Origin of the sequence: Rhodococcus sp. B10 (assembly GCF_011770055.1) — a bacterium.
GTDB classification, from domain to species: Bacteria; Actinomycetota; Actinomycetes; order Mycobacteriales; family Mycobacteriaceae; genus Rhodococcoides; species Rhodococcoides kyotonensis_B.
The window spans coordinates 175,159-188,940 of sequence record NZ_JAAFYV010000003.1 but is presented as its reverse complement, the minus strand read 5'-3'; the positions used below and the strand labels follow the sequence as shown (position 1 = coordinate 188,940).

Sequence of the window (13,782 nt, the reverse complement as noted above, 5' to 3'; positions counted from 1 at the left end):
TCTGCCTGTGCGTATCGGGCGCGAATCCGCCGACCACGGCCAGGTGCATGACGGCCAGAACTGCCAAAATCAACAATGCGAGTGTCATGTCCTCGAGTCTGCTACCAGCAGCTTTCTCACAACAGCGGCAGATACGACACAGTTGCGCGTTTTCCTGCCATACTGACGGGCATGCTGAAACGAGTCGTCGTTCCACTCATGCCGTTGATCGAACAATTCGAGTTGGGCGTCGCGTGCGAGGTCTTCGGGTTCGATCGATCCGACGAAGGCCTGCCGACATACGACTTCTCGTTGATCGCCGGAGTCGATCGACCGATCAGGTCGCGCTTCGGCTACACCATCGACGTTCCCTACGACCTGTCACAGCTCGACGACGCCGACCTCATCATCATCCCCGCGGGTGGCACCCACCTCTCGGACGACGGGTGTTCGATGTGCTCGAGCGACTTCGACGAATCCGTCGAGCCGTTGCTCGTGAAGCTGCGCGCCGCGGTCGCACGGGGAGCCAAGGTCGCAAGCCTGTGCAACGGCGCGTTCGTGCTCGGCAAAGCCGGTTTGCTCGACGGTCGACGATGCACGACGCACTGGCGGCATTCCGCACGGCTCGCAGCGGACTATCCGCTCGCCGAAGTGGACCCCGACGTTCTGTACGTCGACGACGGGAACGTCCTGACCAGCGCCGGTACTGCGGCCGGGATCGATCTGTGCCTGCACATCGTGCGCAAGGAACAAGGAAGCGTCGTCGCGAACGGTATCGCCCGACGCATGGTCGTCCCGCCGCATCGGGACGGTGGGCAAGCGCAGTTCGTCACCTCTCCCCTGCCGACCGTCGAGGTCGAGACACTCGCCCCGCTGCTCGACTGGATGACCGAGAACCTCGACACCGAACTGTCCGTGCAGAAGCTGTCGGCGCGCGTGAACATGTCCACCCGAACCTTCGCACGACGCTTCCAAGCCGAGACCGGTACGACGCCTGCGCGGTGGCTCAACGACCAACGCGTACTCGCGGCACAGCAGCTTCTGGAGAACTCCGATCTGTCGATGGACGTCATCGCCGAACGCGTCGGGTTCGGCAACGCCGCCGTCCTTCGTCAGCACTTCGTTCGCCTGCGCTGCACGACCCCCAACGCCTACCGCCGGACCTTTCGGACAGCTCCGCTCGTCGGTGCCGCGGAATGATTTCGGTACCGTCGCGCGTTGAAGGCGGCAGAAGGTCATGGATACCGACGAAAGGGCAGGCGTGGCAACACAGACTTTGACTCAGCAGAACTTCGACGACATCGTCGGAGGTAACGACGTGGTCCTCGTCGACTTCTGGGCGTCCTGGTGTGGACCGTGCCGTCAGTTCGCTCCGACGTTCGAGAAGTCCTCCGAAGCGCACCCCGACGTGGTGCACGCGAAGGTGGACACCGAGGCCGAGCAGGGCCTGGCTGCGGCGGCGAACATCCAGTCGATTCCGACCATCATGGCTTTCCGCGAGGGTGTGCTCGTGTTCGCGCAGCCTGGTGCGCTGCCGGCATCCGCGCTGGAGGACCTGGTCGGTCAGGTCAAGGCTCTCGACATGGACGAGGTGCGTAAGCAGATCGCCGAGCAGAACGCTGGAGCCGACACCCAGTAGGCAGGACTGAACGACAAGAGGCCCGGTCGCACTCGCGACCGGGCCTCTTGCTATTGGGGAACTCCTAATGCGCGGCCTTGTCCCAGCTGGCGCCGGTGCCGACCGACACCTCGAGCGGGACCGACAGATCGATGGCCGACGACATCTTGTCGCGCACCAGCGCCTCGACCTCTTCGCGTTCGGACTCGACGACCTCGAGGACGAGTTCGTCGTGGACCTGCAGCAGCATGCGCGAACGCAGCCCGGCTTCCGCCAACGCCGTGTGCGTGTCGATCATGGCGACCTTGATGATGTCGGCGGCAGTGCCCTGAATGGGGGCGTTCAGCGCAGCACGCTCGGCGACCTCGCGGCGCTGCCTGTTGTCGCTGGTCAGATCCGGAAGGTAGCGACGCCGACCGTACAACGTCGATGTGTATCCGACCTTCCGCGACTCCTCGACGACGTTGCGCAGGTAGTCACGCACACCACCGAAGCGCGAGAAGTAGGCCTCCATCTGCTCCTTGGCCTCGTCGGTGGAGATCTTGAGCTGCGCGGCAAGACCGAACGCGCTCAACCCGTAGGCAAGGCCGTACGACATCGCCTTGACGCGGCGACGGAGTTCCGATGTGACGTCCTCGATCGGTACACCGAATGCGCGCGCACCGACGAAGCTGTGCAGATCCTCGCCGGTGTTGAACGCCTCGATCAGCCCCTCGTCGCCGGACAGGTGAGCCATGATGCGCATCTCGATCTGGCTGTAGTCGGCGGTGAGCAGCGTGTCGTAGCCGTCGCCGACGACGAAGCCGTCTCGAATGTGTCGTCCCGCGTCGTTACGAACCGGGATGTTCTGCAGATTCGGCTCGGTCGAGGACAACCGCCCGGTCGCCGCGACGGTCTGGTTGAAGGTGGTGTGGATGCGGCCGTCGTCGGCCACGGATTTGAGTAGACCGTCGACGGTGACCTTCATCCGAGTCGCGTCTCGATGGTCGAGCAGGAACTTCAGGAACGGGTGCTCGGTCTTCTCGAACAGACCCTGCAAGGCGTCGGCGTCGGTGGTGTAACCGGTCTTGGTCTTCTTCGTCTTCGGCATGTCGAGCTCCTCGAACAGCACGACCTGCAGCTGCTTCGGCGACCCCAGGTTGATCTGCTTGCCGATGACCTCGTACGCCGAGTTGGCGGCGTCGGCGACCTGAGACGCGAACTGGCTCTGCAGCTCACCGAGATGATTGTTGTCGACGGCGATACCGGTTGCTTCGAGGTCGGCAAGCACCGACAGCAGAGGCAATTCCATGTCGGTCAACAACGCGCTCGACTCGATGCTCGCCAGCTCGTCGTCGAGCGTCGCGGCGAGATCGAGGACTGCCTGAGCACGCAGAATCTCGCCCTCGGCCACGGCGGCGGCCGCGACGTCCTCGGTGTCGAGCAGCGACATCTGGCCCTCGACGGAATCCTCGGCGCGCAGTTCGCGCTTGAGGTACCGCAGGCAGAGGTCGTCGAGGTTGAAGCTGCGCTGACCTGGACGCACCAGGTACGCCGCGAGCGCGGTGTCGCTCGTGAGCCCGCCGAGCGTCCACCCGCGGCCGCGCAGCGCATGGATGGCCCACTTCGCCTCGTGCAGCGCCTTGGGCTGACCGTCGTCGGCGAGCCAGGCAGCCAACGCCTTCTCGTCCGACTCGTCGAGCGAAGCGGTGTCCACGAATCCGCCTTCACCATCGGACGCAGCAATGGCGATGGACAACGCGTCGCTGTCGAACGGACGACGTGGACCGACCACCGAGAGCCCGTGACGCTGCCCGGACGACGCATGCGTTGTCAGCCACTCGGCGAGCTCGCCCGGGGCGATCGCGCCGCCGCGGACGTCGAACCCTTCCTCCGCTTCGGGTTCTGCCGACGCCAACGTGTCGAACAGGCGGTCGCGCAGCACGCGAAACTCGAGATCGTCGAACAAGCCGTGAATCTTTTCGCGATCCCACGGCGCGAGCTCCAACTGATCGGGCGTGTACGGCAGTGGGACGTCGCGCACCATCTCGGTTAGCTCCCGGTTGAGCACCACACTCGACAAGTTGGCACGCAGCGCATCGCCGACCTTGCCCTTGACCTTGTCGACGTTGGTGACCAATTCTTCGAGAGACCCGTACTGGACGATCCACTTGGTCGCGGTCTTCTCGCCGACGCCAGGAATGCCGGGGAGGTTGTCGCTCGGGTCGCCGCGCAGCGCCGCGAAATCCGGGTACTGCGACGGCGTCAGCCCGTACTTCTCGGTGACGGCAGCGGGCGTGAACCGCGTGAGATCCGAGACGCCCTTGCGCGGGTACAGCACCGTCACGTTGTCGGTCACCAACTGCAGCGAGTCGCGGTCGCCGGTGACGACGAGCACCTTGTATCCGAGCGCCTCGGCCTGCGTCGTCAGCGTGGCGATGATGTCGTCGGCCTCGAAGCCCGCCTCCGCCATGACCGGAATGCCCATCGCACCCAGGACGTCCTTGGTGATGTCGACCTGGCCGGCGAACTCGTCGGGCGTCTTGCTGCGGTTTGCCTTGTAGTCCGGGAACCGCTCGGCACGAAAGGTCTGTCGCGACACGTCGAACGCCGCCGCGATGTGCGTCGGCTTCTCGTCGCGCAACAGGTTGATCAGCATCGACGTGAACCCGTAGACGGCGTTGGTGGACTGCCCACTGGTGGTCTTGAAGTTCTCCACCGGCAGCGCGAAGAACGCCCGAAAGGCGATGGAGTGCCCGTCGATGAGCAGCAACGTCGGCTGCTCGCCATCTGCGGACGTACCGGTCGAGGATGCGGAGGATGCACGTGCGTCGGTTACGGGGCTCACGGTTACTCAGTCTAGGTACGGGCACCGACAGGACGTAAACGGATCTCGAGGCACGCCTCCGACGTGCGGCCAAGTAGTTCGAAACGCAAAAGATACAAGCCGGAAATTCAACTCGCCGGTTTCGGGCGGTCCGGACGGTTAGAGTCCGAGAATTGCAAGCTCCAGTCGGCCGATACTGGCCGGCTCTTACACCGTCCGGAGGACGTGCGTGGCTCCAAGTGTGCGATGGAACCGAAGATCGACTCGACCACGGCGCCACCGCCGACATTCGTCCCGAATACTCGTTCTCTCACTTCTCGCCGCCGTGTTCGCGGTGGCGTTCGGCGGTTCCGCGCTCGCGCAGGAACCGCCTCCTCCTCCGGCGAACGCCGTCGCCGTCAGCGGCAGCCTGAACAACGGCGGGGAGAGACTGGTCGGCGTGGACGTCCGGGCGGTCGACGCGTCGGGCGCCGAGGCGGGCCGCACGACGTCGGAGGACGGCGGTCGCTGGACACTCGAATTGTCGCCCGGCACATACACGTTCGAGGTCGTCGCAGACACGCTGCCCGACGACGTCAGCGTCCAGGGCTCGGTCGAACGCGACGTCCAAGCGGGCCGAGCGAACACCGTCATCTTCTCGTTCGGCGAGGCGCGTACCTCGAACGAGGTCCCGTTCTACGAGAAGTTCATCCGAACGACGGTCGACGGCTTTCGATTCGGCCTCGTGATCGCACTGGCCGCCGTGGGCCTGAGCCTCATCTTCGGGACGACGGGACTGACCAACTTCGCGCACGGCGAGCTGGTCACGCTGGGCGCCGTCGCAGCCTGGGTCTTCAACGTGTCCATGGGTATTCAGCTCATCTGGGCGACGCTTCTGGCGATCGTCGTCGGAATAGCGATCGGGTGGCTGGCCAACTCTGCCATCTGGAGACCACTACGAAAACGTAAGACCGGCTTGATCGCACAGTTGGTGGTGTCCATCGGCCTCGCCATCGCGCTGCGGTATCTGATTCTGATCTTCTTCTCCGACCGTTCGGAGCCCTTCGACGACTATCAGGCGCAGACGCAGAACGAATGGGGGCCGTTCGCGATCACGAACGTGGGCCTCGCTTGCATCGTCATCAGCATCGTCGTCCTCGTCGGTGTCGCAGTGATGTTGCAGCGCACCCGAATCGGCAAGGCAATGCGCGCCGTGGCCGACAATCGCGACCTCGCTGCGTCGTCGGGTATCGACGTCGAACGTGTCGTCACCTTCGTCTGGTGTCTGGGCGGTGGATTGGCCGCCCTCGGCGGTGTCCTGTTCGGGCTGTCGGAACTCGGGGGCCGGGTCCAATGGGAGATGGGCTTCAAACTGCTGCTGCTCATGTTCGCCGGAATCACCCTCGGCGGCTTGGGAACCGCATACGGAGCGCTCCTCGGCTGCGTGATCGTCGGACTGCTCGTTCAGTGGTCGACGATGATCATCAATCCCGATCTCAAGTACATCGGAGGACTGCTCGTCTTGATTCTCATCCTCGTGGTCAGGCCTCAGGGCATCCTCGGTTCGCGGCAAAGGATCGGGTGATACGACATGGATGTTCTCGGAGCACTTCAAGTCTCGCTCGCACAGCTGATCGGGCCGTCGGCAATCTTCTACGCGCTGCTCGCGATCGGACTGAACCTGCACTTCGGCTACGCCGGTCTGCTGAACTTCGGTCAGATCGGATTCGCGTTGCTCGGCGGATACGGCGTCGGCATCATGACGATCACCTATCAGCAGCCGCTGTGGTTGGGAATCCTCGTCGGCCTCGGAGCGGCGGGACTCCTCGCACTCGTGCTCGGCATCCCGACGCTCAGGCTGCGAGCCGACTATCTGGCCATCGTGACAATCGCCGCGTCGGAAATTCTGCGTCTCGTGTTCCGTTCGACGGCAACCGATTCCGTGACGAAGTCGACGAACGGCATCTTCGGCTTCGCCGATCCGTTCACCTCGCTCAGCCCGTTCGACTCCGGTAAGCAGTACTCGTTCCTCGGGGTCAAGTTCTACGGCGACGACCTGTGGGCCATGGTCGTCGGATGGTCGCTCGTCCTGCTGCTGTGCGGGCTGGTGTACCTGCTGACGCACAGCCCGTGGGGCCGCGTCCTCAAAGCCGTGCGCGAGGACGAGGACGCCGCGCGGTCTCTGGGCAAGAACGTCTTCGTCTACAAGATGCAGGCCCTCGTGCTCGGCGGTGTCATCGGTGGCATGGGCGGCGTGTTCAACGCCCTGCAGACCAAGTCCATCAACCCCGACTTCTACTCGACGGCACAGACATTCTTCGCGTTCGGCGCGTTGATCCTCGGCGGCGCTGCGACGGTCTTCGGCCCGGTGCTCGGCGCGATGCTGTTCTGGTTCCTGCTGTCGATTCCCGACGCTCTACTGCGTCAAGCCATCGCAGGCCCGGATCCGTTGTTGAACCTCACCGAACAACAGGTCGGCGCAACACGTTTCGTGTTGTTGGGCATCCTGATCGCGGTACTGATGGTCTTCCGACCCCAGGGTATCCTCGGCAACAAGCGAGAGGTCCAGATCGATGCCCGATAAGACTGTGCTCAGCAAGGAGCAACGCGCCGCGCTCTTCGCGGGCGTTCCCGGAGTCCCGGGCGCACCGAAACCGGATCCGACGCTCGTCGTCGACGGCGTCTCGCGCACGTTCGGCGGACTCAAGGCCGTCGACGTCGCCCATCTCGAAATCCAACGAGGGTGTATCACCGGGCTCATCGGTCCGAACGGGGCAGGCAAGACGACTTTGTTCAACCTGCTCACCGGATTCGACCGCCCGGACACGGGAACATGGTCGATGGACGGGAAGTCACTCGGCCGCATGCACCCGCATCAGGTCGCACGGCAGGGCGTCGTGCGCACGTTCCAGCTGACCAAGGCGTTGTCGAAGCTGTCCGTTCTCGACAACGTGAAGTTGGGGGCCACCGGCCAGCGCGGTGAGCGAATCCTGAACACTCTCCTGCCCTGGACCTGGAAGGCCCAGGAGAGGGAGATCACCGAGCGTGCGTACGAGTTGCTCAGCCGCTTCAAACTCGACGCGAAAGCGGACGACCTCGCCGGCTCGCTGTCGGGTGGTCAGCGCAAGCTGCTCGAGATGGCACGCGCACTGATGACCGACCCGGCGGTGGTCATGTTGGACGAGCCGATGGCGGGCGTCAATCCAGCTCTGACACAGAGCTTGTTGAGTCACATCAAGTCCCTACGCGACGACGGCATGACCGTCGTGTTCGTCGAGCACGACATGGACGTCATCCGTGACATCAGCGACTGGGTCGTCGTCATGGCTCAGGGCAGCGTGATCGCCGAATCGACGCCGGAGGAACTGTCCAACAACGGCGCCGTCGTCGACGCCTACCTCGGCAGTCACCACGACCAAGCGCTCGAGTTCGACGAGAACGGTGATCCGGTCGGTGCAACAGCACGACTGGCCGAAGCACTCGAACAAGCCGAAGCGGAAGAGCTCGAAGCAGGCGGCGACCTGTCCGAACCGGAATTCGTGGCCGACTCCCCCACGGCAACAAAGGAGGACGGGCGATGAGCGAAGCGAACACAGGAAACCTGACACCAGCGGAATTCGCGGCGACGCCGGACGAACACGCCAGGCTCGCCGAGGGGGCACTGGTCCGCGCCGACAACCTGGTGGCCGGCTACATTCCCGGGGTCAACATCCTGAACGAATGCAATTTCTTTCTTCGTGACGGTGAGATCGTCGGCATCATCGGCCCCAACGGCGCGGGCAAGTCGACACTGCTGAAAACCCTGTTCGGCCTGATCCCCGTCCGTCAGGGTTCGGTGAAGCTGCGCGGCGACAACATCACGTCGGCCCAGGCGCACGTCCTGGTCACCAAAGGTGTCGGCTACGTTCCACAGACGCAGAACGTGTTCCCGTCGCTCACCATCGAAGAGAACCTCGAGATGGGAATCTACCTGCGTCCCAAGAAGTTCGCGGAGAGGTTCGCGTTCGTGAGCGAGCTGTTCCCACTTCTGGGCGAACGCAGGAAGGTCAAGGCAGGCGCACTGTCCGGCGGCGAGAGGCAGATGGTCGCGATGGGCCGTGCGTTGATGATGGAACCGTCGGTCCTTCTGCTCGACGAGCCGTCGGCCGGTCTGTCCCCGATGTTCCAGGACGAAGTGTTCATCCGCTGCAAGAAGATCAACGCGACGGGTGTCTCGATCATCATGGTCGAACAGAACGCCCGCCGATGCCTACAGATCTGCGACCGCGGATACGTGCTCGATCAGGGTCGAAACGCCTACACCGACACCGGTACCAACCTCATGAACGACCCGAAGGTCATCGAGTTGTACCTCGGCACGCTCGCGGGGAGTAAAGAGAAGTAGGTGCGCGCGCTGGGGGGGTGACCGAATGTCACCTTCGGTCACTTGGGGCCGGCTCACCGGACCGAGGGCGCCCCTTGCTCACTCAGAGTGAGCGAAGGCGTCATTCGGTCACCCAGGCTCACCGCGCCCCCCGGACCGAGGGCGCCCCTTGCTCACTCAGAGTGAGCGAGGGCGTCCTTCGGTCACCCAGGCCCACCGCGCCCGAACACGAACGAGCCCCGACCCGCTGAGCGGATCGGGGCTCGTTCACATCCGGTCGAGCATCACTCCCCGACGACGATGTATCCCTCTGTCGTGAGGGTGTTCTCGGGGCCGAAGACGAGCTTGCCGTAAGACCCGGTGGCAGGCTCACCCGAGTCGCTGAAGTTCAGCGCGCCGGTGATGCCGTCGTAGTCGATGTCCGTTCCGGCCTGGACCAGCGGCAGGCACTGCGCGAAGCTGGTGCACTTCTCGCCGTCCTTGGTGACACTGTTGATGTTGGCCGCGATGTCCGTTCCCGCAGTCGATTTCGCCTGTTCCGCCGCGAGCGCCGAGATGACGACGGCGTCGTAGGACTCACCGGAGTAGTTGAAGTCGACCAGCGCAGGGTTGAGCGCCTTCAGACGGTCCTGGAATTCGGTTCCGACGTCGGTGAGCGGCGTCGTGCCTTTCATCGTGTCCAGCAACGGCGTTGCGACGGCCTCACCCAGTGCGTTACCCATGTTGCCGTCGACACCGTAGACCAGAGTGCCGTCGGACGGACCGATGCCGACCTCGTGCATACGGGTGATGATCTTCGCCGACTCCTCGAAGCCGATGACCGCTACCGCGTCGGGCGCGAAGTTCTTCACGTCGTCGACCTCGGCGTTGAAGGACTGCGCATTGGGGTCGTAGATGATCTTCTGGATCTGATCCGACGGGATGCCCGCGTCCTGAAGATTGTCGACGGTGTTCTGCGCGAGACCGGTGCCGTACGGGTCGTTCAGCGCGAGGATGGACACACGCTGAGCGCCGTCCTCGGCGATGAGCTGCGACAACGCCTGTGCCTGTAGGACATCCGTCGGTGCGGTACGGAAGTACTGCCCCTTGTCCGGGTAGCAGACGAACTGGTCGGAGGTGTTGGCCGGCGAGAACTGCACGACGCCTGCGCTGGCGATCTTGTCGATCACCTTGAGCGACACCGACGACGACGCTGCTCCGACGATGACGTCGGCGCCACCGGCGAGTAGGCGGTCGACGGTGACGTTCGCGGTGTCCGTCGTGGTGTCGCCGGAGTCACCGGGGATCAACTGAACCGGCTGACCGAGTACGCCCCCTGCGGCGTTGACGTCGTTGATCGCGAGCTGAACACCGGCGACTTCGGGCGGGCCGAGAAAGGCGAGGGTACCGGTTTCGGGGAGCAACGTGCCGACGACGAGAGGCGTCGTGACCGGGGTGGCACCGGCGGTGGCCTGTTCCGGTGTGCAATCGGTGGACACCGTCGTCTCCGCGGCTGCCGATCCGCCACCGCTGGCGGAATTGGCACTGTCCTCCGAGCTGGAATCGTCACTCGAGGAACAGCCGAACAGTGCCAATGACGCAGCACTCAGAACCGCAGCCGTGCGGACGTAGGTCCGTTTTGCCATCGGGGGTCTCCTTGATTGCTCATCGATGAAGCGCACGTGAAATATGTGCCTCGTGTGGGATCAGACGCTATCTGCCCGAAGCGATGTGCGATCGGTGAGAAGAAGGCTCGTGACCTGACTGTGACCTCAGCTGCCGAAGATTTACGTGGCCGTAGCGTTCGGGGGCGCTGTCACGCCTCCGCGGGTGGATCGAGCGTCTCGATGATGACCTCGGCAACGGCCTTCATCGTCGTTCGCCTGTCCATGGCCGCGCGCTGAATCCACTTGAACGCCTGCGGCTCTGTCAAGGACTGCGACTCCATGAGCTTGCCCTTCGCACGCTCGATCAGCTTGCGCGTCTCTAGACGTTCCTGCAGATCCGCGATTTCGCTTTCGAGGGACGAGATCTCGGTGTATCGGCTTGCCGCGAGTTCGACGGCCGGCATCAGATCGGCTTTGGAGAACGGCTTCACGAGGTAGGCCATCGCGCCCGCGTCGCGCGCTTTCTCCACCAACTCGCGCTGACTGAATGCGGTGAGAATCACGACCGGCGCGATGCGCTTCTCCGCGATCTCCGACGCGGCGTCGATGCCGTCACGCCGAGGCATCTTCACATCCATGATCACCAGATCCGGACGGAGTTCGACGGCCAGATCGACGGCCTGCTGCCCGTCGGCGGCCTCTCCGACGACCTCGTAGCCCTCCTCGCGCAGCATCTCCACCAGATCCAGGCGAATCAGCGATTCGTCCTCGGCAACCACGACACGGAGAGCGGGCCTGCCGCCCTCCTGCGTAACAGGAGCATTCATGAGTAACAGTCTCCTTCGACAAGTCATCGACCAGCGCAAACCGTTCGCATGCGTAGGCACGCACGATGCTTCCACCCGGTCGTGAGAGCATTTGAAGGGTACCGGTGGTTGACCCCGTCGGCGCATCTTCTAAAGTAGTGAACCGCAAGACAACGCAGGCCCCCGTATCCCAATTGGCAGAGGAAACGGATTCAAAACCCGTACAGTGTCAGTTCGAGTCTGACCGGGGGCACCACATCTCGAAAAGGCAAGACAGCAGCGACAAATCGAGACACCAGCGAGAAATCAGAAGATCGAGGTCGTCTCGACGCGTCGCCGCACACTCCCAGGCGGCACACCGATTACCCGTTTGAATGCCCGCGCGAAGGCCGCGTCGGAGTCGTAGCCCGATCGCTTCGCCAATTCCGCCACGGTCACGTCGCCCGAGCGCAGCAGATCGTGTGCCACCTGCATTCGCCAGCGGGCGAGGTATTTCATCGGTGTCTCCCCCACCAACGCGGTGAATCTCGCCGCGAACGCCGAGCGCGACATCGTCACGGAGGCAGCAAGCGACGCGACGGTCCATTGCGTGTCCGGGCTGCGGTGCAACGATGCCAGCGCCGGTCCGATGCCCGGGTCCTGCAACGCGCCGAGCCAGCCGGTCCTGGCTGCGGGGTCGTGTTCGATCCACGATCGCAACGCCTGGATGACCAGAATGTCCGAGAGCCGCGTGATGACGGCTTCCCCACCGGGCCGTAGTGTGCGTGCCTCGTCGGCGACGAGACCGAGCGTGCTGTGCATCCAGGACAGATGCGGCGACGGCACGGATTCCACGACGATCAGCGGCGGCAGCGAGCGGATCAAGTGCACCGCCGACGGGTGATCGAGTCGAACGGCCCCACAGATCATCGTCGTCGAAACACCGCCGCCTCCATGGCGTATGACGGCGTAACGATCACTGACGTAGTCGTGCGGTAAGTCGTAGACGACCGGGGCGGATGCACCTGCGTGGTCGTCGCTGGCCAGTGTGTGTCCCAAACCGTGTGGCACGAGCGCGAATTCGCCAGGAACGAGGTACCTGATCGCGGCGCCGTCGACGTCGAGTCTGCACCGGCCGTCGGTGACGACGTGGAACCACATGCAGTCGTCCATTCGCGGCATCTCGAGCCCCCACGGCTCGGACAACTCCGACCGGCAATAGAAGGCACCCGTCATACGCAGGAAGTGCAGAGCTTCGCCGAGGGCATCCGGCGTCGCCCACGGGTCCGGTCCACGCATGCACCGATGATACGACCGAGCTGGACGAACGGGCATGAAACAGCGATGAACAGTCATGGAAAGTCCATGGATCGGCGTCGATGCTGAGTATCACCACACGACGAAGGAGCTCCCGATGATCGAACGCATTGCATCGGTGTCGACGACGATCGCAGCCGTCGGCTGCGGCATCACAGCAGGGGTACTCCTCGCCTTCTCGGTGAGCGTCATACCGGCGCTGCGATCGCAACCTCAGGATGCAGCTGTGTCGTCGATGCAACAAATGAACGTCGAGATCGTCTCTCCCGTCTTCATGACCGTGTTCTTCGGGAGTGCAGCCGCAGCTGTGGTCGCGGTGATGACGTCGTGGATGTCGCCGTCCGCCGGCAACAGGATTCTCGTGACCACAGGCGCGGCGTTGTTCGTGATCGGATGTGTCGTCGTCACGAGCGCGATCAACGTTCCGATGAACGACGCACTGGCGGCCGCCGACCCCCACTCGGCGGCCGGACTGCGTACGTGGAGCGACTATCTCACGCGCTGGACACGTTGGAACGATGCGCGAACCGTGACCGCGATCGCGGCGTGCGCGGCGTTGACGGTCGCCGCGCACCGCTAGATCTCCGGGTCGGCGGCCGCCTTGCGCATCGACTCGATCTCGTTCTCGAACGCCGCGATCAAGCGGTCGGCCTCCGCCAGCGCTGCGTCGTCGGCGCCTTCGTCCATCGACTGGTCGCGGCCGCGGCGCAGCACAGCCAGTTCGGCGTCGAGTTCATGGTTGTCGAGTACTCGTGGATCCAACATGGGCTCCATTGTCCGCCCTTCACAGGCGAACTCGCATCCTTTCGTGACGTGTCCCCGACTTTCGTCGTGTGTCACTGTGGAGCGGTGACCACCGTGCACAGTTTCCCGCCGATCATCGATCGTTCCGCGCACACGTTGATCCTGGGCTCGATGCCCGGCGTCGCCTCCCTGACGGCGAATCAGTACTACGCCCATCCGCGAAACGCGTTCTGGCCGATCATGGGCGACCTCTTCGGCGCGGGACCGTCGGTCCCGTACGAGAAACGGACGACGGTGCTGCAGTCCCACGGGATCGCTGTATGGGATGTGTTGAAACTGTGTACGCGTCTCGGCAGTCTCGATTCGGCGATCGAGGAATCGTCCATCGTCGTCAACGACATCGACACGCTGATTCGCGAACATCCGACGATCGAACGCATCTTCTTCAACGGGGCCAAAGCCGAATCCAGCTTCCTCCGGTACGTGACAACCCCGCAGAGTCCGATCGCACTGGTACGGCTGCCGTCGACGAGCCCGGCGCACGCGTCGATGACGTACGAACGCAAGCTCGACGCGTGGAGGGCCGTCGTCGATCGCGGATGAAG

The 13,782-nt window shown here is 63.8% G+C and carries 13 protein-coding genes and 1 tRNA gene; 9 read left to right on the top strand and 5 right to left on the bottom strand.

Going from position 1 to position 13,782, the window contains the following annotated elements:
• Positions 1-171: 171 nt before the first annotated feature.
• Both RhoFasB10_RS03355 and trxA read left to right on the top strand, forming a co-directional pair.
• Entirely contained in the window at positions 172-1,179 is a 1,008-nt protein-coding gene (locus RhoFasB10_RS03355; protein ID WP_068420828.1) for a helix-turn-helix domain-containing protein, read from the top strand.
• 61 nt (positions 1,180-1,240) lie between these two features.
• Positions 1,241-1,618 carry a thioredoxin gene (trxA, locus tag RhoFasB10_RS03350; protein ID WP_068420979.1) on the top strand — a complete coding sequence of 126 codons (378 nt, stop codon included), beginning with the start codon at positions 1,241-1,243 and terminating at the stop codon, positions 1,616-1,618.
• A gap of 64 nt (positions 1,619-1,682) precedes the next feature.
• On the opposite strand, the gene polA is transcribed toward trxA, so the two are convergent.
• Positions 1,683-4,424: a DNA polymerase I gene (gene polA / locus RhoFasB10_RS03345; protein WP_068420827.1), complete on the bottom strand. Its 2,742-nt coding sequence runs from the start codon at positions 4,422-4,424 to the stop codon at positions 1,683-1,685.
• Between the two features lie 313 nt (positions 4,425-4,737).
• Here polA and RhoFasB10_RS03340 point away from each other — a divergent pair, with 313 nt between their 5' ends.
• Genes RhoFasB10_RS03340 through RhoFasB10_RS03325 form a run of 4 tightly spaced genes read left to right on the top strand, consistent with a single transcriptional unit; the run spans position 4,738 to position 8,766 of the window.
• On the top strand, positions 4,738-5,967 hold the full coding sequence (locus RhoFasB10_RS03340) for a branched-chain amino acid ABC transporter permease (protein WP_254303374.1): 1,230 nt from the start codon (positions 4,738-4,740) through the stop codon (positions 5,965-5,967).
• 6 nt (positions 5,968-5,973) lie between these two features.
• Positions 5,974-6,966: a branched-chain amino acid ABC transporter permease gene (locus tag RhoFasB10_RS03335; protein ID WP_068420823.1), complete on the top strand. Its 993-nt coding sequence runs from the start codon at positions 5,974-5,976 to the stop codon at positions 6,964-6,966.
• On the top strand, positions 6,956-7,963 hold the full coding sequence (locus RhoFasB10_RS03330) for an ABC transporter ATP-binding protein (RefSeq protein ID WP_068420817.1): 1,008 nt from the start codon (positions 6,956-6,958) through the stop codon (positions 7,961-7,963). Before RhoFasB10_RS03335 ends, RhoFasB10_RS03330 begins: the two co-directional genes overlap by 11 nt.
• Complete coding sequence (locus RhoFasB10_RS03325; RefSeq protein WP_167675058.1) at positions 7,960-8,766, top strand: ABC transporter ATP-binding protein; 807 nt, start codon at positions 7,960-7,962, stop codon at positions 8,764-8,766. The genes RhoFasB10_RS03330 and RhoFasB10_RS03325 overlap by 4 nt, the downstream gene beginning before the upstream one ends.
• A gap of 263 nt (positions 8,767-9,029) precedes the next feature.
• Here the strand turns inward: RhoFasB10_RS03325 and RhoFasB10_RS03320 are convergent, their stop codons facing one another.
• On the bottom strand, positions 9,030-10,370 hold the full coding sequence (locus RhoFasB10_RS03320; RefSeq protein WP_068420813.1) for an ABC transporter substrate-binding protein: 1,341 nt from the start codon (positions 10,368-10,370) through the stop codon (positions 9,030-9,032).
• A gap of 170 nt (positions 10,371-10,540) precedes the next feature.
• Positions 10,541-11,158, bottom strand: a complete 618-nt coding sequence (locus RhoFasB10_RS03315; protein WP_068420811.1) for a response regulator — start codon at positions 11,156-11,158, stop codon at positions 10,541-10,543.
• Positions 11,159-11,316: 158 nt separating this feature from the next.
• Here RhoFasB10_RS03315 and RhoFasB10_RS03310 point away from each other — a divergent pair.
• Positions 11,317-11,393, top strand: a tRNA-Leu gene (locus tag RhoFasB10_RS03310).
• Between the two features lie 50 nt (positions 11,394-11,443).
• On the opposite strand, the gene RhoFasB10_RS03305 is transcribed toward RhoFasB10_RS03310, so the two are convergent.
• Positions 11,444-12,415: an AraC family transcriptional regulator gene (locus RhoFasB10_RS03305; protein WP_167675056.1), complete on the bottom strand. Its 972-nt coding sequence runs from the start codon at positions 12,413-12,415 to the stop codon at positions 11,444-11,446.
• A 115-nt stretch (positions 12,416-12,530) separates the two neighbouring features.
• On the opposite strand from RhoFasB10_RS03305, the gene RhoFasB10_RS03300 reads away from it, so the two are divergent.
• Positions 12,531-13,013, top strand: coding sequence for an anthrone oxygenase family protein (locus RhoFasB10_RS03300; protein WP_114330681.1), 483 nt, complete (start codon positions 12,531-12,533; stop codon positions 13,011-13,013).
• Here RhoFasB10_RS03300 and RhoFasB10_RS03295 read toward each other — a convergent pair.
• Entirely contained in the window at positions 13,010-13,198 is a 189-nt protein-coding gene (locus RhoFasB10_RS03295) for a hypothetical protein (RefSeq protein ID WP_167675054.1), read from the bottom strand. The two genes, RhoFasB10_RS03300 and RhoFasB10_RS03295, sit on opposite strands and share 4 nt — an antisense overlap.
• An 84-nt stretch (positions 13,199-13,282) precedes the next feature.
• Here RhoFasB10_RS03295 and RhoFasB10_RS03290 point away from each other — a divergent pair, with 84 nt between their 5' ends.
• Entirely contained in the window at positions 13,283-13,780 is a 498-nt protein-coding gene (locus RhoFasB10_RS03290) for a DNA-deoxyinosine glycosylase (protein WP_068420807.1), read from the top strand.
• Positions 13,781-13,782 lie beyond the last annotated feature (2 nt).